Raw genomic sequence first — 21,783 nt, 5'->3', positions numbered from 1 at the left:
GGCGGGGATCGGGATTCTGTCGGTCATGATTCGTTCCGCCGGCGCCTGACGCGATGCTGACCGCCCTTTCAATTCGTGACGTCGTCCTGGTGGACGTGCTCGATCTTGAGGTCGAGAACGGCTTGACCGTGCTGACCGGCGAAACCGGGGCCGGCAAGTCGATCATCCTGGACGCGCTCGGTTTGGCGCTCGGCGGGCGCGGCGACGCTGGCCTGGTGCGCAATGGCGCCAAACAGGCTGTGGCCACCGCCGTCTTCTCCGCCCCCGACGATCCCGATCTGCTGGCCCTGATCGCCGACAAGGGGTTCGACGTGCAGCCGGGGGAAGATCTGATCCTTCGCCGCGTCTTGGGCGCCGACGGTCGCAGCCGGGCCTATGTCAATGATCAGCCGGCCGGTGTGACGGCCGTGCGCGAAATCGGCGCGGCCTTGGTCGAGGTGCACGGACAGCATGAGACGGTGGGCCTGCTGGACTGGCGAACGCACCGCGCTTCGCTGGATGCCTATGGCGGACTGCAGCCGCAGTTGTCGGCGGTCGCGTCGGCCTCCGCCAAGCTCAAGGCCGCCGAGGCGAAGCTGGCCGAGCTGAAGGCGCAGGCGGCGGACGCCAATGCGCGGCGTGAAGAGATCAGCCTGAACCTCTCGGAACTGGATGCGCTGGATCCGCGCGCTGACGAAGAGACGGAACTGGCAGGCGAACGCGCCCTGCTGGGGGCCGCCGAAAAGGCCATCGCGGATTTGGGCGACGCGCGCACCCAACTAGGCGGCGACAAGCTGAGCCAGAAGCTGGGCGCAGCGTTGAGGGCCGTCGAACATGCGCGCCAGAGGGCAGGGCAAGCGGGGGCCGAGGGCGATCATCCGGTCATCATCAAACTGTCGGCCGCCGTGGAGGCGATCGACCGCACCATGGTCGAGGCGGCGGAAGCCCTCGCCGCCGTGGACGCCGCCGCCGACGCCTTCGACTATGAGCCAGGCCGTCTGGACAAGGCCGAGGAGCGTCTGTTCGCCTTGCGCGCCGCCGCCCGCAAGCTGCACACCACGGTCGACGCCCTGCCGACTCTGCGCATTCGCCTGCGCGAGCAGCTGCGGCTGATCGAGGATGGCGAGGAGGCGCTGACCAATGCCGGGCGCGAGGCGGCCGAGGCGGCGGAAGCCTATGATCTGGCCGCCACCTTCCTGACCTCGGCGCGGGAAGCCGCCGCCGAGCGTCTGACCGCCGCCGTCATGGGAGAACTGGGCCCGCTGAAGTTGGAGCGCGCGCGGTTCCGCGTCGCGCTGGAGCCGATCGAGGGCCGACGCGGGCCGGACGGCGTCGAGACGGTGCGCTTCCAGATCGCGACCAACGCCGGAACCGACTTCGGCCCGCTGGACGCCATCGCCTCGGGCGGCGAGCTGGCGCGTTTCGCCCTGGCGATGAAGGCCGCGCTCGCGAGCCGCGAGGACATGCGTCAGCCCGTGATGATCTTCGACGAGGTGGATCAGGGCGTCGGCGGCGCGGTGGCCGAGGCTGTGGGGTCGCGCCTGAAACGCCTTTCGAACGGCGCCCAGGTCCTGGTCGTGACCCACAGCCCCCAGGTCGCCGCGCGCGGCCATGCCCACTGGAAGGTGATGAAAGCCGACCGCGACGGCCTGACGACCACCACCACCGTGGTCGCCCTGGACGACCAGCGCCGTCAGGAAGAGATCGCGCGCATGCTGTCGGGAGCGGAAATCACCGACGAGGCGCGGGCGGCGGCGCGGGCTTTGATCGGATAAGACAAAACCCCCGGAGCGCATGCTCCGGGGGCCTTTAAAATCCACTCAGGATCAGTTGGGCTTGGCGCCGGCGTTGGCCGAGCCGTTTGCGCTGGCGCCGGCCGACAGCGCAAGGCCGCTGCGTGAGGCGGAAGCCGAACCGTTGGCCGAGCCCGAGGTCGCCGCATCGCCGCGCGAGGTCGAGGCGGAGCTGGATGCGTCGCCCGAAGCCGAGCCGGAGACCGAGGCGGAGTTCACGGTCGATACGGCGCCTTGAGCCAGACCGGACGCGCGATCCCGTGCGGCGCCGGCGGTGGTTTGCGCCGTGCCGACCGTCGTCGCCGCCGTCGAGGCTGCGGCGTCTCGCGTGCGGGCCGCCGTGGCCTCAGCGCGGGCGCGGGCCTGTTGAGCGCGGCGTTCGGCGCGGGTCAGGGTGGATGTCGCGCGGTCAGTGACCCGCGAGCTGTCCAGCGAGCCGCCCAGGTTTCCGGTCAACGAGCCGGCGCCCGTCGCGCCGCCGGTCAGGCCGCCGACCTGGCCGCCAAGGCTGCCGCCGAGATTGCCGCCCAGACCGCCCGAGCCGCCCAGGATCTGAGCCTGCGAGGCGCCGGCCAGCATCAGGCCGAAGGCGACGGTCGCGGTCATCAGGGTCTTTTTCATCGTCGTATCTCCTGTTGTTCCGGGCTTTGATCGCCCTCACAGGGTCCAACGACGGCGTCGGTCAGTTTCATCCCGGAAGACGAATCTTTTTTACGACGCCAGTCGACCGCGCGCGCCGACAGCAGCCGGCGGGGTGCGCAGGGAGAGGCCCACAACCCCTTGGCCATAGACGGCGTCGCGGCCGGATGCGCCGGCGTCGACCGCGGTCAAACCCTGGCGGCCGGACTTGCCAATCAGGCCGGCGACCAGCGGCGCGGCGAAGGAGGTGCCACGCACCGAAACGAAACTGCCGGCGCGTCCGGCGGCCGCCATGTCGGCGCCCGGCGCGGCGTAATCGACCTGATCTCCGCGCCCCGCTTCGGAAAGGACGCGGCCCTGGGCGTTGACGGCGGTGACGCCGACGACCTGCGGATAGGCGGCGGGGTAGAGGGGCGGGGCGGCGGGGCCGTCGTTTCCGACCGCAGCGACCAGGATGACGCCGCGCCGCTGCGCCGCCGACACCGCGCGTTCGATCAGAGCGTTGCGCGGCCCGACCAGACTGATGTTCACGACGGCGACGTGACGCTCGACCATCCAGGCCAGGGCCGAGGCCAAGGCTGTCGCCGACCCGCCGGCCGCGCGACCGCCGTAGATGTCTGCCACCAAAAGCGCCGCGCCGGGATCGCCGCCCATGAAGACCCCCGCATCCCCTACCATCAGCGATGCGACCGCTGTGCCGTGCGCACCCATCTGCGGCGGGCCAGAAAAGCCGCGTTGTTCGATGGCCGATCCGGCGAGGGCCGGGTGGGTCGCTTCGACGCCTGTGTCGATCAATCCGAGGCGGGCGCCCGGCGCAGCGCCGTTCGTTTGTGGAGAGGCGGGCGGCGCAAGAGGGGCGGCCGTCATTCCGGCAGGAGAGGCGACGTGGTTGAAGGTGATCTCCGCGCCGGGAGCCATTTCGCGAAGCCGTCGCACCGCGCGATCCAGGGTCAGGCGACGCGGGGGCGCCAAGACCACGATCGACAGGTCAAGCGCGTCAAGACGCTCTTCACGCAGAACGGTGAAGCCCGCAGCCAGAGCCTGGTCCCGCGCGTCCTGCGGCAGGTCAACCGCCACGAGCTCGCCCTTCACCACGGGCCAGCCGTCGGGATCCGTCTGCAGCGCGCCGCGCGAGCCTCGAACCAGATCGGTCAGGCGGGCAGGCGCCCTGAGCGCATCCTCGACGGTATCGCGCGCCAGACCTTCAAGCGTTCCCCTTTGCGGAATGCGATCGGTCAGGCCTGAAGGCAGCGACGGAAGGGAGGACGGCAGGCCGATCTGCGCCATGGCCGGCGAGGCGACCGCGCAAGCCACAAGCGTCGCCGCCATCCATCCGATCGTCAGCCGGTTCAAAATCACCCGATCCGCTCCTTGCGCCGTCTTGCATCGTCAGGCGATCCATTCGCCTATGCCCATTCGCTTGTGACAAGGGATGAAACGCGCCACGCCGCGCGTTTCATCCCTCATGGCAGAGGAACACGCGTGGACGAATTTCAGACGGAGTTGGTGGCGATGCTTCCGCGCCTTCGCCGGTTCGCGCGCGTTCTGCGGCCCCAGGACGCCGACGCTCAGGATCTGGTGCAACACACGGTCGAGCGCGCCCTGGCCTCTCGAAAGGGGTTCAGGGCGGGCACGCGGCTGGACAGTTGGGCGTTCACGATCATGAGACGGATCGCCATAGACGACGGTCGAAAGGCCCAGCGGTGGTCGCGTGTCGTCTCGCCCGAGGACGACGCCACGCCGCAGGCGCCCGATCCGGCCCAGGCCGGCGAGGGGTTGCGCACCGACGCCTTGGCCGCGCGCGACGCGATCCACGCCCTGCCGGACGATCAGCGTCAGGCCGTGGCCCTGGTCCTGATCGAGGGACTGTCCTACGCCGAGGCGGCGCAGGTTCTGGGCGTGCCCGCCGGCACCTTGACCAGCCGACTGGTGCGGGGCCGCCAGACCCTGATCGAAGTTCTCGCCGCCCAAGGAATAACCGGATGACGCGCTACGACGACGAAACCCTGATGCGGCGGATCGACGGCGAAATGCCGGTCGCCGAGCGCGATCGGATCGATGCGGCGGCTGCAAGCGACGCCGATCTGGCGGCTCGGCTGGCGGCGCTGCGGACGACCGGCGCCGCTGCGCGCGCGGCCTTCCCGATCCAGAGCGATGCGCGCGATGCGGATCTGGCCCGGCTCATCATGGCGTCGGGCGCCGCGCCGACGAAAAGCGCAGGCTGGAAGCTCTGGCTCGGCCAAGCGTTTGCGCCCCGGTCGGCCGTCATCTGGGGCGGTCTGGCGACGGCGGCCTTCGTCGCCGGCCTGCTGATCGCGCCGTCGCTGAACGGGGCGACCGGGTTCGCCCTGACCAGCGACGGCGCCGTGGCGGACGCAGGGCTGGTTCGGGTGCTGGACACAGGCCTGGCGGCCGACGGGGCCGACGCCCAGGGGCGGGCGGTCGGAATGACGTTCCGCAACGCGGAAGGAAACTGGTGTCGGACCTTCTCCGCCACGCAGGACCGAGTCGGGGGACTGGTCTGTCGTCAAGGCGATGACTGGCGGCTGCAGGCCTTGGCGCCGGTTGGGGCTCCGGGGGGTGAAATCCGCACGGCCTCTAGCGACACGCCAGCTGGCGTGCTTGCGGCTGTCGATACGACCATCGCCGGGGACGCTGCGGATACCGCCGTCGAACGGCGCGCGCGCGACGACGGTTGGCGTTAGGCGCCCAGGATCCAGCCTTCTTCCTGTTCGACCTGGGCGATCAACTCGGGCGAGGCGTCCTTGGGCGGGGCGAACGCCTTGGCCAGGTCGCCGGCCTCGTCCATCCGGGCGAGCGCCTCGGCCGTGGAGCGGACCTGAGCCTGGTCCTTGAACTCACCGGGTTGAGGCTTGGTCTCGTGCATCGACGGCCAGACCTCGACAACCAGGGCCGACAAGGGTTCCACGTCATCAGGCGTCAGCGCGCGCCAGCCGGTGCCGAAGGGCCAGACGGCGCCTGACGGGCCCAGGCTTTCCAGCAGCCGCCGCACAGCCGGGATGCCAACCAGGGTCTGGCCGCCCACGGCGCCGGCGCCGTGCATCTGCCACACGCTCTTGGGCTGGAGCCGGCCCTTGCGAGCCGCGTTTTCGGTGGCGCGGAACTCGGGGATGTCGGCGCCGGAGCCTGCGGGCGGCTTGGTCGTGGTCAACCAGCGCTGGGCCTGTTTGGCGGGCGCGCCCCACAGAGGCCAGGCCTCGTCGGTCATCAGCCGGTTCATCTTGGCCGCGACCTGATAGCGGTTGTTGGTGTTGTCGGCCTTGTCCACGACGTTGGAAGCGATGAACTTCCACATCAGCTGCCACGGGGCCTGCCCCGCCGTTCCCTCCAGCTTCAGGCGCGCAGCCGTGCCGGCGGGATAGCCGAAGTTGAAGTCCAGCCCGACCAGCACCCGGTCGCCGCGCTTTCTGTGGTCCGCCAGGATCGAGGCCAGCAGGGCTTCGCCCTCGGCCCGGGTCGCGACATTGTGCGTCTCGGTGTAGAGGCGGAAACGCACGTCGCGTTTGGCCACGCCGATCCACAGCGAGGTGTCGCCGAGCTTCTTGGTTTCGGCGGCGGTCCAGTCGGCGACGATATAGGCGTCGAAAAGGCGGGCCAAGGCGGCCTCCCTGATAAAGGCGTGTCGGTTAGGAGTGAGCCGGGCTTCTAACGCCGCATCGCGGCGACTGAAAGGCCCATGCGGCGCCTCAGCCCTTCAGCAGGGCCTCCAGATGCGACAGCCAGCGGCGACCGAGACGAAGCGCTTCCCCCGGCGAGCCGGTCTGGACGGGCAGGGCGGCGTCCCACAGGGCCAGCTCGAACTCCGGGTGGCGGGCGTCGGCGAACATCAGCCGCAGCACGACCTGTTCGGCGTCGGGGGCCAGCACGTCCAGCGACTTGCGCGCCTCGCCCCGGCGGATGCGGGCGACGACGTGGCCGTCGACGATGATTTCGCCCCCCTCGACCTCATCGAAGGCATAGACCAGGCCGTGGGCGCCGTTGGCCCACAGCACGACGACCTGTTCGACGTCGAAGTTCAGGGCGCAGGCGCGACCTTCGCCCGGCGACAAGGCCTCGACCTCTGGCGCGGCGCCCAGGGTCTTGAGCATGGCGCGGTGCAGGCGGCGCGGCGGCTCCATCCACCACGACAGCGCCAGGGCCAAGGTCGTCAGCAGGGCCGCCGCGAGGGCGATCAGCAACACCACCCGCAAGACGTCGGCCATAGTCGTCAGACCTCCAGATCGAGCTCGACCACCACGGGGACGTGGTCGCTGGGTTTTTCCATGTCCCGGGCGTCGCGATGGGTCTCGATCCCCCGGAACCGGTCGGCGGCCTGGGGTGACAGCAGGGCGAAGTCGATGCGTATTCCGTGATCACGCTGCCAGGCGCCGGCCTGATAGTCCCAAAACGTGTAGGCGCCAGCGGGTTCGCCGCCGATCTCGTGCGCGTCGGCCAGACCCAGGTTCTTCAGGGCGCGAAAAGCCTGGCGGCTCTGGGGCTGGAACAGGGCGTCGTCGGTCCAGGCGGCCGGGTTCTTGGCGTCCTCGGCCTCGGGGATGACGTTGTAGTCGCCGCACAGGGCCAGCGGCTCCTCAAACGCCAGCAGGTCTCTCGCGTGGCGGTTCAGGCGATCGAACCAGGCCAGCTTGTAGTCGAACTTCTCGGTTCCGATCGGATTGCCGTTCGGCAGATAGAGGGCGCCCACGCGAATGGGCCGGGGCGCCTCGACCAGCGCCTCGATATAGCGCGCCTGTTCGTCAGTCTCGTCGCCAGGCAGGCCGCGTCGGATGTCGGACAGCGGGTATTTCGACAGCAGGGCGACGCCGTTGTAGCTCTTCTGCCCGTGGGTCTCGACATTGTAGCCCAGGCTCTCGAAGGCCTCGCGCGGGAATTTCTCGTCCACGCATTTGATCTCCTGGAAACAGGCGACGTCGGGGGCGGCCTGCTCCAACCACGCCAGCACGGTGGGCAGGCGGGCGTTGACGGAGTTCACGTTCCAGGTGGCGATGCGCATGACTGCGACGCTAGGCTGCGTCTCGGTTTTGGAAAAGAGGGCGCAAAAGAAAAGGGCCGCCGGATCGCTCCGACGGCCCTTCGATCAGTCGATTGATCGGCTTACGGACGACCGCCGGCGGGCGCCGCAGCAGCGGCCGGAGCCGTCGTCAGCTTGCAGCCGCCGCCGATCTGCTGGGCGGTGGCGCAAGGGTAGATTTGCTGAACGACGTTTTCGGCGTTCAAGCGAGCGATGACGCCATCGGCGCCGTCGCACTTAGCCTCATAGAAGACGCCGTTGGCGTTCTGACCCATCAGGCGGGCTTCGGTGACGTTGCAGGACGCCGCTTCCGAACCGGCCAGAAGCGTCTTCACGAAGGCGGCGTTTTCTGCGGTCGTGGTGAACTCGCAGGTGCCGTTTTCGGCTACGATCTGAATGCAGGGTGTTTTCGTCCAAGTCGCGGCCTGCTGCTTGATCCAGTAGCCGGGACCGTCCGAGCAGCCCACCTCATAAACGACTGCGCCGTCGTTGGACTGCCCGCGCAGTTTCGCCTGATCAACGGTGCAAGCGACGCCGGCGTCCTTCGCATACTGGCGCAGGAACTTCTGGATGTCGGTGTTGGCCGCCAGCGTGCATTGGGCAGGCGATGCGGTCGGGTCGGCGGCGCGCGCCACCTCGGCGGAATGCGCCAGAATGATGCAGCTGCTCGCTTCGGGCGGGGTCTTGGTTTCGACGATGTAGCCCGGCGCGGTTCCGCAGGCGACTTCATAGACCGTTGTATCGGACGCGGTCTTGCCCAGCAACTTGGCTTCGCTGACCTGACAGCCCGTGGTCGTCAGAGCCATCTGCGCCTGAGCGGCGGCGAGAATTTGCTCGGGCGTCGGGGGCGCAGGCGCACGTTCGCGACGTGGACGGGCAGAGGTTCGCGAGCCGCTGCTCTGCCTTACGGCAGACTCGTTGTCGGCGCTCTGCGGAATTTGCTGTTGCTGTTGCGGTTGCTGTCGCTCCTGATCCTGCGCCGTGGCGGGCGCGACGGCGAAGGCGCTGAACACAAGCGCCGCAAAGGCGGCGGCGAGGCGGGACTTCATGGAAACACCTTGGGTTTCTGAATGCATGGCCGCTTCGTGGCGGTGTATTTAGGCGGGGTCAAGGCGGGTGTGGACGGCGGCGAGGCACACAGGCTAAGTATCTGCGCGTTTCGATTGGAGACTGACTTGGCTGATGGAACGGTGCCGACGACGGCCGCGAAGGATGGGCGGGGCCTGACCTATCCGTTCGACGCCGTGCCCGGCGCGGGCGAGGCGATCGAGGTCGCGCCCGGCGTGCTGTGGCTGAGGTTCGCCCTCCCGTTTCAGCTGGACCATGTGAATGTCTATGCGATCCGGGACGGTGACGGTTGGGTCGTCGTCGATACGGGTTTGAAGACATCGGCGACCGTCGCTGCGTGGGAAACAGCGCTGGATGGCGCGCTGGGCGGCAGGCCCGTGACGCGATTGATCTGCACCCATATGCATCCCGATCACATCGGACTCGCGGGCTGGCTTTGCGAGCGGTCGGGCGCGCCGCTGCTGATGTCGCGACTGGAGTATGTGACGGCGCGGATGCTGATGGCCGAGGAGGCGGGTGATGCGCCGGCGGACGGCGAGCGCCACTATCGTGCGACGGGGTGGAACGATGAGCAGATCGCGCGCTGGCGGGCCGACTACGGCGGGTTCGGCAAAGGCGTGGCGACAATGCCGCGCAGCTATCTGCGATTGTCCCACGGCGACAGCGTTCAGATCGGCGGAGACGACTGGAGTGTGGTGGTCGGTTCGGGCCACAGCCCGGAGCACGTCTGCCTGTGGCGGCGGTCGGACGACGTCTTCATCGCCGGAGATCAGATCCTGCCGCGCATTTCGTCTAATGTTTCGGTCTGGTCGACGGAGCCTGAAGCCGATCCGCTGGGCGACTGGATGGACTCGCTGGACAAGTTGAGGGCGCTGTTGCCGGAGGGCGCGTTCGTCCTGCCGGCGCATGGCGAACCCTTCTATGGCGTCCACGCGCGGCTCGACGCTCTGAAGCGGGGGCATGAGGTCGCGCTGAAACGGCTTGAGCGGACGTTGCGTCAACCGTCTAGGGTGATCGACGGCTTCCCCGCCGTCTTCGGTCGGGCGGTCGGGGACGGGGTGCTGGGCATGGCTACGGGCGAGGCCCAGGCGCACCTGAACTATCTGGAACGACGCGGCCGCGCCCAGCGGACGCGGGACGAGAGCGGCGTCGACTGGTGGAGCGCCGTCGCACAGGACGAGGAAACGACGTGAGCGAACATATCCGCAGCGAACTGGCCGACGGCGTCCTGACCGTCACCCTGGATCGGGCCGACAAGAAGAACGCCATCACCCAGGCCATGTATTCGGCCCTGGCCGAGGCGACGGAGCGGGCGCGCACCGACGATGCGGTGCGAGTGCTGCTGCTGCGCGCCGAGGGCGACAGCTTCTCGGCCGGCAACGACATTCAGGACTTCATCGCCCTGGCCTCTCAAGGCGCGGGGCCAGGCGATATGCCGGTGTTTCGTTTCCTGAAGGCGCTGGCGGATCTGGACAAGCCGGCTGTGGCCGCCGTGAAAGGGCGGGCGGTCGGGATCGGCCTGACCATGCTGCTGCACTGCGATCTGGTGGTGGTCGCCGAGGACGCGCTGCTGTCCGTGCCCTTCGTCAATCTGGCCCTGGCGCCCGAGGCGGCGTCCAGCCTGCTGTTGCCGGCGGTGATCGGTCATCAGCGGGCCTTCGAACTGTTCGCGCTGGGCGAGCCGCTGGATGGCCGGACGGCCCTGGCCTGGGGTATCGCCAATCGCGCGGTCCCGGCCAATCAGGTTGAGGCGACGGCGGCGGAACTGGCGGCCAAGGTGGCGGCCCGCGCGCCCAACTCGATCCGCAAGACCAAGCGGCTGATGCGTGACGCAGAAGGTCTGTGGGGACTGATGCAGCGCGAGGGCGAAGCCTTCGGCTCGCAGATGCGCAGTCCCGAGGCGATGGAGGCCTTCATGGCCTTTACGCAGAAGCGGGCGCCGGACTTTTCGAAGGCGGGTTGAGCGGACGTCATAAGGCCTTGCCTTGATTTAGCGCAGCTTTGCTTCTAGGTGCGCGCGCCGATGTCGCACGCCTTTTCCATACCTCCGGCCGTAAGCCGTATCGAAGCCGAGAGCCCGGCCGACGCCGAAGGCGTGGATGCACTGGTCATGGCCGCCTTCGGGCCGGGACGGTTCGCCAAGACGGCCGAACGTCTGCGTGAAGGCTCGCAGCCAAGCGCGGGCTTTGTTGTGAAGCGCGACGGGGAAGTCGTGGGCTCGGTGCGACTATGGCCGGTCGTGGTTGGAGACACCTCGGGCCTGTTTTTGGGGCCGATCGCCGTGGACGCCGGCCGCCGGAGCGACGGTCTGGGCGCCGAACTGGTTCAGGCGTGCGTGGATCACGCACGGACGCTGGACGTCGGCGGCGTGCTGCTGGTCGGGGACGCGGCCTATTTCGAGCGGTTCGGATTTGTCCCTGCGCCGGAGGCGACGCTGCCCGGACCTGTGGATCGTCGCCGCGTCCTGTGGCTGGCGACCCGGGTGGATCAGGTTTCGGGTTCGGTTCGCATCGGCTGACCCTTTCCCGCGCGGTTCGCGGGGCCTAAGTCAGGGGGATGGATAATCCCAGGTCAGGACTGAACGCCGTCGCCGAGGCGGCCAAACAGGGGCCCGGCAAGGGGCTGCCGCCGGTCCACCTGTGGCATCCCGAGCATTGTGGCGATATCGATATCGTCATCCGGGCGGACGGCGTTTGGATGCACGAAGGCTCGCCCATTGGCCGCAGGGAACTGGTGCGGCTGTTCTCGACGGTGCTGAGGAAGGACCCGGACGGCTATCACCTGGTCACGCCGGTCGAAAAGCTGAAGATCACCGTCGAGGATCTTCCATTCCGGGCTGTCGCGATGCGCCGGGAAGGCGACGCCTTGGTTTTCACCACCGATGTCGGTGACGAGGTAAGGGCCAGCGAAGCGGATCCCATCGTCGTCGAAACCGATCCGACGACGGGCGAGCCGGCGCCGCGCATCCATGTACGCCGCGATCTGTGGGCGCGCATCGCGCGTTCGGTCTTCTATGAGATGGTCGAAATGGCCCATGAGGTCGACGGACGCCTGGTCGTTCGGTCGGGCCGCCAGGTGTTCTCGCTGGGCAGGGTGACGTGAGACTGGAGACCTTGAAGGCCCGGCTGGTCGATCGGCTGGCGCCGGTCGAGACGTGGCGGCCTGAACTGGTCGCGGCGCGGTCGGACTTCGACCTGAACCCGCAGGCGACACGGACGGCTAGGGAACTTCGGCCGGCGGCGGTGCTGATCCCCATCGTGGCGCGGCCCGAAGGTGCGACCGTGCTGCTGACGCGACGCGCGGACACCCTGGCGCGGCACACGGGGCAGATCGCGTTCCCGGGCGGACGTCTGGATCCGGGTGAGACCGCAGTTCAGGCGGCGCTGCGTGAGGCGGACGAGGAGGTGGCGCTGGACCCAACGGCGGTCGAGGTGCTGGGACTGTCGGACGCCTATGAGACGGGGACCGGATTTCTGGTCACGCCGGTGATCGGCTGGTTGCGCGAGGCGCCGGTCACAACGCCGTCGCCGGACGAGGTCGCCGAGGTGTTCGAGACGCCGTGGGACTTTCTGATGGACGCCGCCAACCATCGTCGCGACTTCTACGACATGGACGAGGGGCTGCGGCGCTGGTTCTGGGCCATGCCCTGGGGCGAGCGATACATCTGGGGCGTGACGGCGGGGATCCTGAAGGCTCTGCACGTCCGGCTGTATGGCGACGAGGCTGCGCCAGAGTCGGCGGCCGACGAGGACGCGGCATGACCGCCTCCGTGGCAGGACAGCCCTGGCTGGAAAGTCAGGCGACGCAAGCGGTGATGCGGGCGCTGGAAGCGACGGGCGGTGCGGGCTGCGCGCGGTTCGTGGGCGGCTGCGTGAGGAACAGTCTGTTGGGCCAGCCGGTCGACGACATCGACATCGCCACGCGCCTGCGACCCGAACAGACCATGGCGGCGCTGAAGGCGGCGGGGTTGAAAGCCGTGCCGACGGGCGTCGAGCACGGCACGGTGACGGGCGTGTCGGAGCGGCGGCCCTATGAGATCACGACCCTGCGTCGCGATGTGGAGACGGATGGACGCCGCGCAGTGGTCGCCTTTACCGAGGACTGGGCAGAGGATGCGGCGCGGCGGGATTTTCGTCTGAACGCCCTTTACGCCGATGCGGCAGGGACGGTGTTCGATCCGACGGGCGGCGGGCTGGAGGATGCGGCGGTGGGACGCATCGTTTTCGTCGGCGAGGCGGAGACGCGCATCCGCGAGGACTATTTACGCATCCTGCGCTTCTTCCGGTTCTACGCCTGGTATGGGCGGGGAGAGCCGGATGTGGTCGGGCTGGCGGCGTGCGCGGCGCTGAAGGGAGGCATGGCGCAGCTGTCGGCCGAGCGGGTGTCCAAGGAGGTGTTGAAACTGCTGGCGGCGCCCGACCCGCGTGCGGCGGTGCGGGCGATGGCCGAGACCGGCGTGCTGGCCCAGGTGCTGCCGCAGGCCCAGCCGCTGGCGCTGTTCGAGGCGATGTGTGACCTGACCGATGATCCGGTGATGCGGTTGTCGGCCTTGCCGCTCGCAGATGCGGGAGGTGTGGCGGAGATCGCGGGTGGTCTGAGATTGTCGAACGCGGTGCGAGATCGGCTGGCGGCGGCGGTCGGGGACGGGCCTGCCGTTTGGCCGACCATGAGCGACGCCGAGGCGCGGGCGGCGATCTATAGGCTGGGGCGCAGGGCGTTCGAGGATCGGCTGATGCGCGCCGAGGCGGCCGGAGGGGGCGATGGCGCGCGGCTGCGGGCGCTCAGCGCCGACTGGACGCCGCCCAAGATGCCGGTCGGGGGGCGCGATCTGGCGCGTCTGGGCCTGAAGCCGGGGCCGGAGACAGGGCGGGTGTTGAAGGCGTTCGAGGACGGTTGGGTCGCTGACGATTTCCCTGCCGAGGGGCATGAGGCGCGGCTGAAGACCCTCATCGCGGCGGCTGAGCGCGGGTGAACTCGGTGACGACGGGGCGGTGGTCGGATCCCGTCGGCTCGCCCAGGCGGCGCGTGATCAGGGCAAGATCCGGCGAGCGATAGACCTGGTCGATGGTGATGCCGGCGAAGGCGGGGATCTGACTGGGCCAGGTGCCGGGCCAGCCGGGCGCGGGGATCAGGCCCAGGTCGGACTGAATCTGTTTGCCGATGCGGGCGCTGGAGACGCTGTTGAAATCCCCGGCGGCGATGACGGGATGGTCTGGCGCGGCCTTCATCCGCTCTGCCAAGGCCATGACCTGGGTGATCTGGCCCCACTGATATTGATAAGGCCAGGGTCGGGTCAGGTGGACGCCAAAGACGTTGATCGGGCCGATGGGCGTTTGGACCGTCGCGCCAACGGTGCTGAGACCGTCGGGACGCTCGGGCAGGCCTTGGAGGATCGGATAGCGTGAGGCGATGATCGAGCGTGCGTGGTCGCCGGCGCGCGCCTGGCCGATCAGGACGCGGTGGGGATAGTCCGGCAGCAGTTGGTCCAGCCGCAACGCCGGCGCTTGCCCCAACTCGACCAGCACCAGGATGTCGGCGTCGGCGGCCGCGATGGACCGGCGCATGGCTGCGACATCGGTGTTGAAGACATACAGATTGGCCGAATAGACCCGTACGATCGGCTGGTCGGGAACCGGCGAGCCTTTCGTCGGTGTCCATTGCGGCCAGACCGACAGGGCCAGCACCACGCACGCCAGTCCACCGACGATCGAGGCCGGCCATAGGCGAAAGAGCAGACACACCACGGTCACGCCGACGGCCGCCAGCAACACCGGTGATGTGAACTGCGCCAGGATATCCACCCAGCGATGGCCGATGCCGCTGAGCGCCGCCACACCGATAGCCGCCAAGCCCAGCAGCAGGGCGCTCGCCGTCACATTCGCCGCCAGCTTGATCAGGGTCATCGAAGACGTATCTCTCGGATTGAACAGGAAGCCTCGCCCAGCGTTAAGGCGACGCTTTGGAGGGCGACATGGCCAGACGGTCGATCCGGGATATCGAGAACATCTGGTCCAATGTCGAGGGCGTCAAGAAACTGTCGGATCGGGTCATGGGCATCGGCCCGTTCGGCATGGGGCTGGACGCCATGCTGACCTGGGTGCCGGTCGTCGGCACGGCATACACGGTCGGGACGGGCGGTTGGCTGATGCTTCAGGCCGTGCGGGCCAAGGCGACGCCGGCGACCCTGGCGCGCATGGGGGCCTATATGGCCATCGACACCGCTACTGGGACGGTGCCCATCGCGGGCGACATCGTCGACACCTTCTTTCCCGGACAGCTGATGGCGGCGCGGGCGCTGCAAAAACATATCGAAAGCACCCACTGGGTCGAGGACACCGAGGCCAATGCGCGCGCCACGGGCGACCACGAGATGCACGAGGCCCGCGTGCAGAACGACAAGACGCTGAAGCGGATCATCTATCTGCACGATTGAGATGCGCTGGCTGAGGCGGCCTAGCCATCGTTTTCTCCGCAACGAATCTGCCTGAAATCAAGGGCCTGATCCAAATGACCGCCCGTCTTCCGGCCTGAGGACGGGCTGCGCCCAGACTGATCTCCACGACAACGGAGAGAAGAATGAGCGACGATTTCAGCGCGCGTCTGAACCTGCCCTATCTGGCGGCGGGGCAGATGCAGAAGCATGTGACCCTGAATACGGCCCTGACCCGGCTGGACGCCCTGTTGCAGACGGCGGTGGTCAGTCGCACGACGGTCATCCAGCCGGCCGATGCGTCGGATGGCGATCTCTATATCCTGCCGCAAGAGGCCGAAGGCGTAGCCTGGGCCGGGCGGGCGGCCGGCGCCCTGATGCGGTTCGAGCGCGGCGGCTGGACCGTCGTGCCGACGCCGGACGGCATGATCGCCGGCGTCCTGGATGAAGGCGTCGTGGTGGTGCGGGCCGATGAGGGCTGGATCACGCTGGGGCAGCGACTGGGCGAGGTGCAGGGCCTAACGCGGCTGGGTCTCGGGACGACCGCCGACGACACCAATCCCCTGGCGGCCAAGATCAACGCCGCCCTGTTCACGGCGCGCGGTGAGGAGGAAGGTGGCGACGGCGACCTGCGCCTGACGCTGAACAAGACGACGGCGGGCGATGTCCTGTCGCTGTTGTTCCAGAGCGGATACGCCGCCCGCGCAGAGCTGGGTCTGATCGGCGACGACGAACTCACCCTCACGGCCTGCGACGACGCCGGGACATGGCGATCGGTGTGGCGCGTGGATCGCGCGACGGGACGTATCGCCTTTGATCAGGGGGCGGTTCGCCGCGAGACGACGCTGTTCACCAGCGATGACGACTATGCCCTGCCGGTCTGGGCGCGCTGGGTCGAGGCGACGTGCGTGGGCGGCGGGGGTGGCGGGGGCGAAGGGCTGGCGGGTCCGGCTGGTGCGTCGCGCCTGGGCGGCGGCGGAGGCGGCGCCGGCGGGCTGAGCCTAGGACGCTGGTCGGCCGACGATCTGGAGGTCGTCCTGACGATCACGGTCGGCGCCGGCGGGATCAGCGGCGTTTCGGGCGGAGATAGTGAGGTCGCGACGGGTGACACGGTCCTGTTGCGCGCGACGGGCGGGACCGCAGGCGGCTCCGGCGTCGGTGGCGCAGGCGGTATCGGCCAACGGCCCGCCAATCCTGGCGGGAGCTCTTCGACAGCCGCAACGGCGGCGACAGGCGCAGAAACCACATGTGCGGACGGGCCGGGCGGAGGTGGCGCAGGCGGTGGTCTGAGCGCGGCGGATGCCGCCTATGCCGGAGGTGTGGGCGGCGTGGGCGGCTGGTCGGGCGTTCAGGCGCCAGGCGGCGTCACGGGTGGTGCGGGGCAGGCCTCGCCCAAGCCGCTGTTGTCGATTGTCGGCGGGGGCGGAGGAGGCGGCGACGCATCAGCAAGCGGAGCGGGCGGTCCCGGCGGCTCAGGCGCGCTGTTCGGGGCCGGGGGCGGGGGAGGGGGCGCGGGCCTGACCTTCGGCGGCCAAGGCGGTTCGGGCGCTTCGGGCGCGGTTCTGATCACGGTCGTCGGATGACCCGGCGCAAGCATCCGGCTGAGCCGGTCGAAGTGCTGGAGGCCGAGGCGTGGGAAGCGCCCGACAGCCTCAGCGACGGGGAATGGCGCGCGCAGTCCGGCTGGGACGGCCGCTGCGCCGTCGAAACCTATGACGAGGAGGACGAACGATGACCCGACACAGGCAGGGGTCGGTCCCCTTGGCGGAGGGACGGTGGCTGTTTCGTCGCCTCTACGCATTCGCCGTCAGCGCGGGGCTTTGGGTGCTGTTGATGCGCACGGTCGGGCGGACGCCGCCGGAGATGCTGCCCAGGATCACGGACGGGCTGATGGGTCTGCTGGCCCTGATCCTGGTGCTCTATCTGGTGGCGCCGACCGCTCAGCAGTTGATCACCCTGATCGCGACCGCGCGGCTGCGGATCAGTGGAGGCCGACCATGAGCTTTCGTCTGTCCAGCCGGTCGCGGGCAAGGCTCGTCGGCGTGCATCCGGCCCTGATCGCCGTGGTCGAGGCGGCCATCACACTCACGGCCGTGGATTTCATGATCACCGAGGGATTGCGCACGGCCGAACGTCAGGCCGCCCTGATTAAGGCGGGCGCCAGCCGCACGACACGCTCGCGCCATCTGACGGGCCATGCCGTCGATGTCGCCGCCCTGGTCGAAGGCCAGGTGCGATGGGACTGGCCGTTGTATGCCCGGATCGCCGAGGCGTTCAAGGCGGCGGCGCGGGATCTGAAGACGCCGCTGATCTGGGGCGGCGACTGGAAGACGCTGCGGGACGGTCCGCATTTCGAGCTGGATCGAAAGGCCTTTTCATGAGCGCCGGATCGATACTGCGGGCGCTGACGCCGCTCGGCTGGTTGGCGGCCGCTGCTGCAGCGTTGGGGCTGGGGTTCGTCCTGCTCGGTGGGCTCGGCTTTCGCTGGGACCCGCTGAACCTGCAGCACAAGCGTCTGGAGGCCGCGCGCATTCAGGCGCGGGATGCGACGGCCGTGGCGGCGGCGCAGGCCGACGCCCGGCGGATTGAAACCGAAGGCGCTGCGGCTCAGGCCCAGCGCGTCGATCACTATCACCACATGACGGGGGCGGCGGACCGGGCGACCATGGCCGCCGTCGCCCAGGCCAGGAGCGCCGACGATGCCGACCATCCCTTGGAGAACCGCCGCGCTGATCGCCTGCGCGACCATGACCGCGAACTGTGCCGCGTCGCCCCCGATCTCGACGGTTGCGCCGGCGCGACTGGTCTTGCCGGAGGCGGCGACACGTCCGTGCGCGCTGGCGACCCTGCCGGCTGAAGCGACGGCCGGCGATCTGGACGCGGCCTATCTGCTGCGCGGCGCCCAGATCGTGGCCTGCGACGGGGCGCGGCGACTGGCGGTCGATACCCTGTTGGCCGAACGCGCGATGCAGGACGCGCAGTTGCGACGCCGCGACTGACGCCCTGCAAAAACGACTCGGCAACTTCTGCCGCCTGGTGTGCAGGCTTGCCGGGTCGTTTCCTGTAACGGCGAGATAAGTTCAATGAAATCAGCGTCGGCGTCTGGCTGGCGTCGCATTTTGGACTGGCCCCGCCCTTGCTCTCCTGAAGACCGAGCAAAACGCTCCTGACGCTAAAATGGCGTCGGACATCACACGAAGTGAACAGGACAGCCAAAATGGCTACGAGCATCAATACGAACTACGGCGCAGCTGTCGCCCTGCAAAACCTCAATGCGACCAACGCCATGTTGGAGCGCACGCAAAACCGTGTCTCGACCGGCCTGAAAGTCGGCAGCGCCAAGGATAGCGGCGCCATCTACGCCATCGCCACCGGACAACGCGCCAACATGGGCGCCATGGATTCCGTGCGCGCCTCGCTGCAACGCGGCCAATCGATCGTCGATGTGTCGCTCGCGGCCGGCGATACGGTGACGGCGGCTCTGGAAGAAATGAAAGGTCTGGCCGTCAGCATCGCCGGTTCGACCGGCGCGACCCAGACCTCCTACCTGACCGAATTCCGCGCCTTGGGCGCCGAAATCACCTCCGCCCTGGCCGGCGCATCGTTCGACGGCGTGAACCTCTGGACCAACGCCGCAGCAACCAATGTGATCAAGGATGTCAGCGGCGGCACCACGGCCGTCGGCTTCACGGTCGCGGGCGGCATGGCTGGCGACACCGCCATCACCACCATCACCAACCAGTCCATCGCCGCCGGCGCGGCGACGACCGCTGCGGTCGACGCCGCCATCGCCAAGGTGACGGACGCCCTGTCGACGCTCGGCACTCAATCCAAGTCGGTCAGCCGCCAGGTGACCTTCCTGAACAAGCTTCAGGATGCGACCGAAGCGGGCATCGGCAATCTGGTGGATGCCGACCTGGCCAAGGAAAGCGCCAAGCTGACCGCCCTGCAAACCAAGCAACAGCTGGGCGTGCAGGCGCTGTCGATCGCCAACCAGAGCAGCCAGACGCTGCTGAGCCTGTTCCGCAACTAAGCGACCGCGAGCGAAGGCCCCGGGTGATCCGGTGATCACGCGTTCGATCTCGTTTTCACGCCGCCCGGCAAGATATGCCTAGCCACGCCAACGGGTGGGCAGACTTTGCCGAGCATTGAAGAGGGTAAATCAATAGTAAATCATATAAATCAATAACTTATCACGTTATCCGCTCGGCCGTTTTGGCCCGGCAATTGCTTCACACCAACCGAGCAAAAAGCTCCCGTCGCCAAAAAGGCGCCGGAACTCACGAAGTGAAAAGGAGGGCTAGAAATGCCCAGCATCAATACGAACTACGGCGCCGCAGTCGCTCTGCAGAGCCTGAACAAGACCAACAGCGAGTTGGAGCGGACCCAGAACCGCATCAACACCGGCATGAAGGTGTCGTCGGCCAAGGACAGCGGCGCGATCTTCTCCATCGCCACGGCCCAAAGGGCGAACGCCTCTTCGCAAGACGCCGTCCGCGCCGGCTTGCAGCGCACCCAGTCGATCACCGACGTGGCCTTGGCCGCCGGCGACACGATCACGAGCGCACTGGAAGAAATGAAGGGCCTGGCTGTCAGCATCGCCGGAACGACGGCGGGTTCGGCGGCTGAAACCTCCTACCTAGCCGAATACAATGCGCTGGGCCTGGAAATCACGTCGGCGATCGCCGGCGCGTCCTTCGACGGCGTCAACAGCCTGACCACGCCTCTGGGCGTGGCCGGCGTTACGGATGTCAGCGGCGGCGGCAAGGCGCGAGCCGACGCCACCACCGCCAAAGTCGACACCGCCATCGCTACCGTAACCGGCGCCCTGTCGACCCTGGGCACCCAGTCCAAGTCGCTGGGCCGTCAGATTACCTTCGTCAACAAGCTTCAGGACGCTCTTGAAGCCGGCGTGGGCAATCTGGTGGACGCCGATCTGGCCAAGGAAAGCGCCAAGCTGACCGCCCTGCAGACCAAGCAACAGCTGGGCGTGCAGGCGCTGTCGATCGCCAACCAGGGCAGCTCGATCCTGCTGAGCCTCTTCCGCTAAGGCCCGGAGACCTCGTCGCCTCGGAGGCGGGGTCATGGTCTTGAAACCCTGAGCAAAACGCTCCCGTCGCCAAAACGGCGTCGGCTGTCACGAAGTGAAAAGGAACGCCAAAATGGCGAGTGTAAACACAAACTACGGGGCTGCAGTCGCGCTGCAGAGCCTGAACAAGACCAACAGCGAGTTGGAGCGGACCCAAAACCGCATCAACACCGGCATGAAGGTGTCGTCGGCGAAGGACAGCGGGGCGATCTTCGCCATCGCCACGTCCCAGCGGGCGAACGCCAGCGCTCAGGACTCGGTTCGCGGCTCCATCCAGCGCGGTCAATCCATCGTCGACGTGGCCCTGGCCGCCGGCGATACGATCACGTCCGCTCTGGAAGAGATGAAGGGCCTGGCCGTCAGCATCGCCGGTTCCACCGGCGCGGCGAAGACGTCCTATGAGAACGAGTTCGCGGCCCTGGGTCAGGAAATCAAGAGCGCGCTGGACGGCGCCAGCTTCGACGGGGTCAACCTGCTGAAGACGGCGTCCACGGGCGGTACGGCGGTCAACGTCCGTATCGGCACCGGCGCGACCGACACCAAGACCATCGGCATCGCCACCGATCTCAGCGCCAACACCGACCTGGCCAAGTTCACGGCTGCGTCGCCGACGGTCGCCGACTTCACCTCGGCGAACGTCGACCTGGTCATGACGGCCGTCACTACGGCCCTGTCGACCTTGGGCACCCAGTCCAAGTCGCTGGGCCGCACCGTCAGCTTCGTCAACAAGCTTCAGGACTCTCTTGAAGCTGGCGTTGGCAATCTGGTGGACGCCGACCTGGCCAAGGAAAGCGCCCGACTGACCGCTCTGCAAACCAAGCAACAGCTGGGCGTGCAGGCGCTGTCGATCGCCAACCAAGGCAGCTCGATCCTGCTGAGCCTCTTCCGCTAAGGCCCGGAGACCTCGCCGTTTCGGCGGCGGGGTCGTGGCCTTGAACCCCGAGCAAAACGCTCACCCCGGCAAAACGCCGGGGCTCTCACGAAGTGAAAAGGAGGGCTAGAAATGCCCAGCATCAATACGAACTACGGCGCCGCAGTCGCTCTGCAGAGCCTGAACAAGACCAACAGCGAGTTGGAGCGGACCCAGAACCGCATCAACACCGGCATGAAGGTGTCGTCGGCCAAGGATAGCGGGGCGATTTTCTCTATCGCCACGTCCCAGCGCGCCGCCGCCGCTTCGCAAGACGCCGTCCGCGCCGGCTTGCAGCGCACTCAATCGATCACCGACGTGGCCTTGGCCGCCGGCGACACGATCACGAGCGCGCTGGAAGAAATGAAGGGTTTGGCTGTCAGCATCGCCGGTTCCACCGGCGCGGCCCAGACGTCCTACCTGGCTGAGTACAACGCCCTGGGTACGGAAATCGCCTCGGCGATCTCTGGCGCATCGTTCGACGGCGTCAACAGCCTGACCACGTTGGGATCCAACGCGGCCATCACCGCGGTGAACACCGGCAGTATCACGGCCGCCAACGCCACGACCGCCAATGTCGATGCGGCCATCACCGCAACGACCAGCGCCTTGTCGACCCTGGGCACCCAGTCCAAGTCGCTGGGCCGTCAGATCACCTTCGTCAACAAGCTTCAGGACGCTCTTGAAGCCGGCGTGGGCAATCTGGTGGACGCCGACCTGGCCAAGGAAAGCGCCAAGCTGACCGCCCTGCAGACCAAGCAACAGCTGGGCGTGCAGGCGCTGTCGATCGCCAACCAGGGCAGCTCGATCCTGCTGGGCCTGTTCCGCTAAGACGCGCGGCCG

General features: G+C 68.0%; 27 protein-coding genes. 20 read left to right on the top strand and 7 right to left on the bottom strand.

From position 1 onward, the window contains the following. Positions 1–53: 53 nt before the first annotated feature. Positions 54–1,754, top strand: coding sequence for a DNA repair protein RecN (recN, locus tag DT343_RS08330; RefSeq protein WP_112862439.1), 1,701 nt, complete (start codon positions 54–56; stop codon positions 1,752–1,754). Between the two features lie 51 nt (positions 1,755–1,805). Here recN and DT343_RS08325 read toward each other — a convergent pair whose 3' ends face one another. Beyond that, positions 1,806–2,393: a hypothetical protein gene (locus DT343_RS08325; RefSeq protein WP_112862438.1), complete on the bottom strand. Its 588-nt coding sequence runs from the start codon at positions 2,391–2,393 to the stop codon at positions 1,806–1,808. Positions 2,394–2,483: 90 nt separating this feature from the next. After that, a complete protein-coding gene (locus DT343_RS08320; RefSeq protein WP_258522529.1) occupies positions 2,484–3,764 on the bottom strand; it encodes a S8 family serine peptidase in 1,281 nt (426 codons plus the stop codon). 129 nt (positions 3,765–3,893) lie between these two features. Here DT343_RS08320 and DT343_RS08315 point away from each other — a divergent pair, with 129 nt between their 5' ends. Together DT343_RS08315 and DT343_RS08310 are read left to right on the top strand one after the other, a co-directional pair. Further along, positions 3,894–4,397 (top strand): RNA polymerase sigma factor, encoded by a 504-nt coding sequence (locus tag DT343_RS08315; RefSeq protein ID WP_258522528.1) that lies wholly within the window; start codon positions 3,894–3,896, stop codon positions 4,395–4,397. Continuing rightward, on the top strand, positions 4,394–5,116 hold the full coding sequence (locus tag DT343_RS08310; protein WP_112862436.1) for a hypothetical protein: 723 nt from the start codon (positions 4,394–4,396) through the stop codon (positions 5,114–5,116). Before DT343_RS08315 ends, DT343_RS08310 begins: the two co-directional genes overlap by 4 nt. On the opposite strand, the gene DT343_RS08305 is transcribed toward DT343_RS08310, so the two are convergent. The 4 genes from DT343_RS08305 to DT343_RS08290 form a co-directional block, all read right to left on the bottom strand. Next, the gene (locus DT343_RS08305; RefSeq protein WP_112862435.1) at positions 5,113–6,030 is read right to left on the bottom strand and encodes a cobalamin biosynthesis protein CbiG; all 918 of its coding nucleotides are present in this window, start codon (positions 6,028–6,030) and stop codon (positions 5,113–5,115) included. The two genes, DT343_RS08310 and DT343_RS08305, sit on opposite strands and share 4 nt — an antisense overlap. Before the next feature lie 88 nt (positions 6,031–6,118). Next, positions 6,119–6,634: a hypothetical protein gene (locus tag DT343_RS08300; RefSeq protein ID WP_055753176.1), complete on the bottom strand. Its 516-nt coding sequence runs from the start codon at positions 6,632–6,634 to the stop codon at positions 6,119–6,121. A 5-nt stretch (positions 6,635–6,639) separates the two neighbouring features. Then, entirely contained in the window at positions 6,640–7,425 is a 786-nt protein-coding gene (xth, locus tag DT343_RS08295) for an exodeoxyribonuclease III (RefSeq protein ID WP_112862434.1), read from the bottom strand. A gap of 101 nt (positions 7,426–7,526) precedes the next feature. Continuing rightward, entirely contained in the window at positions 7,527–8,492 is a 966-nt protein-coding gene (locus tag DT343_RS08290) for a hypothetical protein (protein ID WP_220116520.1), read from the bottom strand. Between the two features lie 126 nt (positions 8,493–8,618). Between DT343_RS08290 and DT343_RS08285 the strand changes: the two genes are divergently transcribed. From DT343_RS08285 to DT343_RS08260, 6 genes are read left to right on the top strand one after another with little or no spacing between them, the layout of a single operon-like run. Continuing rightward, positions 8,619–9,704 carry an MBL fold metallo-hydrolase gene (locus tag DT343_RS08285; protein WP_112862432.1) on the top strand — a complete coding sequence of 362 codons (1,086 nt, stop codon included), beginning with the start codon at positions 8,619–8,621 and terminating at the stop codon, positions 9,702–9,704. Next, a complete protein-coding gene (locus DT343_RS08280; protein ID WP_112862431.1) occupies positions 9,701–10,474 on the top strand; it encodes an enoyl-CoA hydratase in 774 nt (257 codons plus the stop codon). Before DT343_RS08285 ends, DT343_RS08280 begins: the two co-directional genes overlap by 4 nt. Positions 10,475–10,534: 60 nt before the next feature. After that, positions 10,535–11,029, top strand: coding sequence for a GNAT family N-acetyltransferase (locus tag DT343_RS08275; RefSeq protein ID WP_112862611.1), 495 nt, complete (start codon positions 10,535–10,537; stop codon positions 11,027–11,029). 38 nt (positions 11,030–11,067) lie between these two features. Next, on the top strand, positions 11,068–11,613 hold the full coding sequence (locus tag DT343_RS08270; RefSeq protein ID WP_112862430.1) for a DUF1285 domain-containing protein: 546 nt from the start codon (positions 11,068–11,070) through the stop codon (positions 11,611–11,613). Further along, positions 11,610–12,272, top strand: a complete 663-nt coding sequence (locus DT343_RS08265) for a CoA pyrophosphatase (protein ID WP_112862429.1) — start codon at positions 11,610–11,612, stop codon at positions 12,270–12,272. The genes DT343_RS08270 and DT343_RS08265 overlap by 4 nt, the downstream gene beginning before the upstream one ends. Further along, entirely contained in the window at positions 12,269–13,483 is a 1,215-nt protein-coding gene (locus tag DT343_RS08260; RefSeq protein ID WP_112862428.1) for a CCA tRNA nucleotidyltransferase, read from the top strand. The genes DT343_RS08265 and DT343_RS08260 overlap by 4 nt, the downstream gene beginning before the upstream one ends. Here the strand turns inward: DT343_RS08260 and DT343_RS08255 are convergent. Further along, entirely contained in the window at positions 13,458–14,414 is a 957-nt protein-coding gene (locus DT343_RS08255; protein WP_112862427.1) for an endonuclease/exonuclease/phosphatase family protein, read from the bottom strand. The genes DT343_RS08260 and DT343_RS08255 overlap by 26 nt on opposite strands. A gap of 68 nt (positions 14,415–14,482) precedes the next feature. Here DT343_RS08255 and DT343_RS08250 point away from each other — a divergent pair, with 68 nt between their 5' ends. The 11 genes from DT343_RS08250 to DT343_RS08205 all read left to right on the top strand — a co-directional run bounded on the left by DT343_RS08250 (position 14,483) and on the right by DT343_RS08205 (position 21,771). Beyond that, positions 14,483–14,944, top strand: a complete 462-nt coding sequence (locus DT343_RS08250) for a DUF4112 domain-containing protein (protein WP_112862610.1) — start codon at positions 14,483–14,485, stop codon at positions 14,942–14,944. A gap of 143 nt (positions 14,945–15,087) precedes the next feature. Then, positions 15,088–16,524, top strand: a complete 1,437-nt coding sequence (locus DT343_RS17890) for a DUF2793 domain-containing protein (protein ID WP_112862426.1) — start codon at positions 15,088–15,090, stop codon at positions 16,522–16,524. Further along, complete coding sequence (locus DT343_RS17490) at positions 16,521–16,676, top strand: hypothetical protein (RefSeq protein ID WP_181669143.1); 156 nt, start codon at positions 16,521–16,523, stop codon at positions 16,674–16,676. Before DT343_RS17890 ends, DT343_RS17490 begins: the two co-directional genes overlap by 4 nt. Next, the gene (locus DT343_RS08240) at positions 16,673–16,942 is read left to right on the top strand and encodes a hypothetical protein (RefSeq protein WP_181669142.1); all 270 of its coding nucleotides are present in this window, start codon (positions 16,673–16,675) and stop codon (positions 16,940–16,942) included. Before DT343_RS17490 ends, DT343_RS08240 begins: the two co-directional genes overlap by 4 nt. Next, on the top strand, positions 16,939–17,322 hold the full coding sequence (locus DT343_RS08235) for a M15 family metallopeptidase (RefSeq protein ID WP_112862425.1): 384 nt from the start codon (positions 16,939–16,941) through the stop codon (positions 17,320–17,322). Before DT343_RS08240 ends, DT343_RS08235 begins: the two co-directional genes overlap by 4 nt. Then, positions 17,319–17,798 (top strand): hypothetical protein, encoded by a 480-nt coding sequence (locus tag DT343_RS08230; protein ID WP_112862424.1) that lies wholly within the window; start codon positions 17,319–17,321, stop codon positions 17,796–17,798. The genes DT343_RS08235 and DT343_RS08230 overlap by 4 nt, the downstream gene beginning before the upstream one ends. Further along, the gene (locus DT343_RS08225) at positions 17,749–17,940 is read left to right on the top strand and encodes a hypothetical protein (RefSeq protein WP_112862423.1); all 192 of its coding nucleotides are present in this window, start codon (positions 17,749–17,751) and stop codon (positions 17,938–17,940) included. The genes DT343_RS08230 and DT343_RS08225 overlap by 50 nt, the downstream gene beginning before the upstream one ends. 218 nt (positions 17,941–18,158) lie before the next feature. Beyond that, complete coding sequence (locus tag DT343_RS08220; protein WP_112862422.1) at positions 18,159–18,974, top strand: flagellin; 816 nt, start codon at positions 18,159–18,161, stop codon at positions 18,972–18,974. A 273-nt stretch (positions 18,975–19,247) separates the two neighbouring features. After that, complete coding sequence (locus DT343_RS08215; RefSeq protein ID WP_112862421.1) at positions 19,248–19,991, top strand: flagellin; 744 nt, start codon at positions 19,248–19,250, stop codon at positions 19,989–19,991. Between the two features lie 112 nt (positions 19,992–20,103). Continuing rightward, a complete protein-coding gene (locus DT343_RS08210; protein WP_112862420.1) occupies positions 20,104–20,922 on the top strand; it encodes a flagellin in 819 nt (272 codons plus the stop codon). 111 nt (positions 20,923–21,033) lie between these two features. After that, positions 21,034–21,771: a flagellin gene (locus DT343_RS08205; protein ID WP_112862419.1), complete on the top strand. Its 738-nt coding sequence runs from the start codon at positions 21,034–21,036 to the stop codon at positions 21,769–21,771. The last annotated feature ends 12 nt before the right edge of the window (positions 21,772–21,783 follow it).

The sequence above is a fragment of the Brevundimonas vesicularis genome (assembly GCF_900445985.1).
GTDB classification, from domain to species: domain Bacteria; phylum Pseudomonadota; class Alphaproteobacteria; order Caulobacterales; family Caulobacteraceae; genus Brevundimonas; species Brevundimonas vesicularis_D.
This window is presented reverse-complemented; position numbering and strand designations above follow the sequence as displayed.

Bases quoted from the DNA above. Each gene is read 5' to 3' on its own strand.
- DT343_RS08325 (WP_112862438.1), bottom strand. From the start codon at position 2,393: ATGAAAAAGACCCTGATGACCGCGACCGTCGCCTTCGGCCTGATGCTG.
- DT343_RS08220 (WP_112862422.1), top strand. From the start codon at position 18,159: ATGGCTACGAGCATCAATACGAACTACGGCGCAGCTGTCGCCCTGCAA.
- DT343_RS08290 (WP_220116520.1), bottom strand. From the start codon at position 8,492: ATGAAGTCCCGCCTCGCCGCCGCCTTTGCGGCGCTTGTGTTCAGCGCC.
- DT343_RS08235 (WP_112862425.1), top strand. From the start codon at position 16,939: ATGAGCTTTCGTCTGTCCAGCCGGTCGCGGGCAAGGCTCGTCGGCGTG.
- DT343_RS08310 (WP_112862436.1), top strand. From the start codon at position 4,394: ATGACGCGCTACGACGACGAAACCCTGATGCGGCGGATCGACGGCGAA.
- DT343_RS08275 (WP_112862611.1), top strand. From the start codon at position 10,535: ATGTCGCACGCCTTTTCCATACCTCCGGCCGTAAGCCGTATCGAAGCC.
- DT343_RS17890 (WP_112862426.1), top strand. From the start codon at position 15,088: ATGAGCGACGATTTCAGCGCGCGTCTGAACCTGCCCTATCTGGCGGCG.
- DT343_RS17490 (WP_181669143.1), top strand. From the start codon at position 16,521: ATGACCCGGCGCAAGCATCCGGCTGAGCCGGTCGAAGTGCTGGAGGCC.
- DT343_RS08240 (WP_181669142.1), top strand. From the start codon at position 16,673: ATGACCCGACACAGGCAGGGGTCGGTCCCCTTGGCGGAGGGACGGTGG.
- DT343_RS08260 (WP_112862428.1), top strand. From the start codon at position 12,269: ATGACCGCCTCCGTGGCAGGACAGCCCTGGCTGGAAAGTCAGGCGACG.
- DT343_RS08205 (WP_112862419.1), top strand. From the start codon at position 21,034: ATGCCCAGCATCAATACGAACTACGGCGCCGCAGTCGCTCTGCAGAGC.
- DT343_RS08270 (WP_112862430.1), top strand. From the start codon at position 11,068: ATGGATAATCCCAGGTCAGGACTGAACGCCGTCGCCGAGGCGGCCAAA.
- recN (WP_112862439.1), top strand. From the start codon at position 54: ATGCTGACCGCCCTTTCAATTCGTGACGTCGTCCTGGTGGACGTGCTC.
- DT343_RS08300 (WP_055753176.1), bottom strand. From the start codon at position 6,634: ATGGCCGACGTCTTGCGGGTGGTGTTGCTGATCGCCCTCGCGGCGGCC.
- DT343_RS08255 (WP_112862427.1), bottom strand. From the start codon at position 14,414: ATGACCCTGATCAAGCTGGCGGCGAATGTGACGGCGAGCGCCCTGCTG.
- xth (WP_112862434.1), bottom strand. From the start codon at position 7,425: ATGCGCATCGCCACCTGGAACGTGAACTCCGTCAACGCCCGCCTGCCC.
- DT343_RS08210 (WP_112862420.1), top strand. From the start codon at position 20,104: ATGGCGAGTGTAAACACAAACTACGGGGCTGCAGTCGCGCTGCAGAGC.
- DT343_RS08230 (WP_112862424.1), top strand. From the start codon at position 17,319: ATGAGCGCCGGATCGATACTGCGGGCGCTGACGCCGCTCGGCTGGTTG.
- DT343_RS08215 (WP_112862421.1), top strand. From the start codon at position 19,248: ATGCCCAGCATCAATACGAACTACGGCGCCGCAGTCGCTCTGCAGAGC.
- DT343_RS08250 (WP_112862610.1), top strand. From the start codon at position 14,483: ATGGCCAGACGGTCGATCCGGGATATCGAGAACATCTGGTCCAATGTC.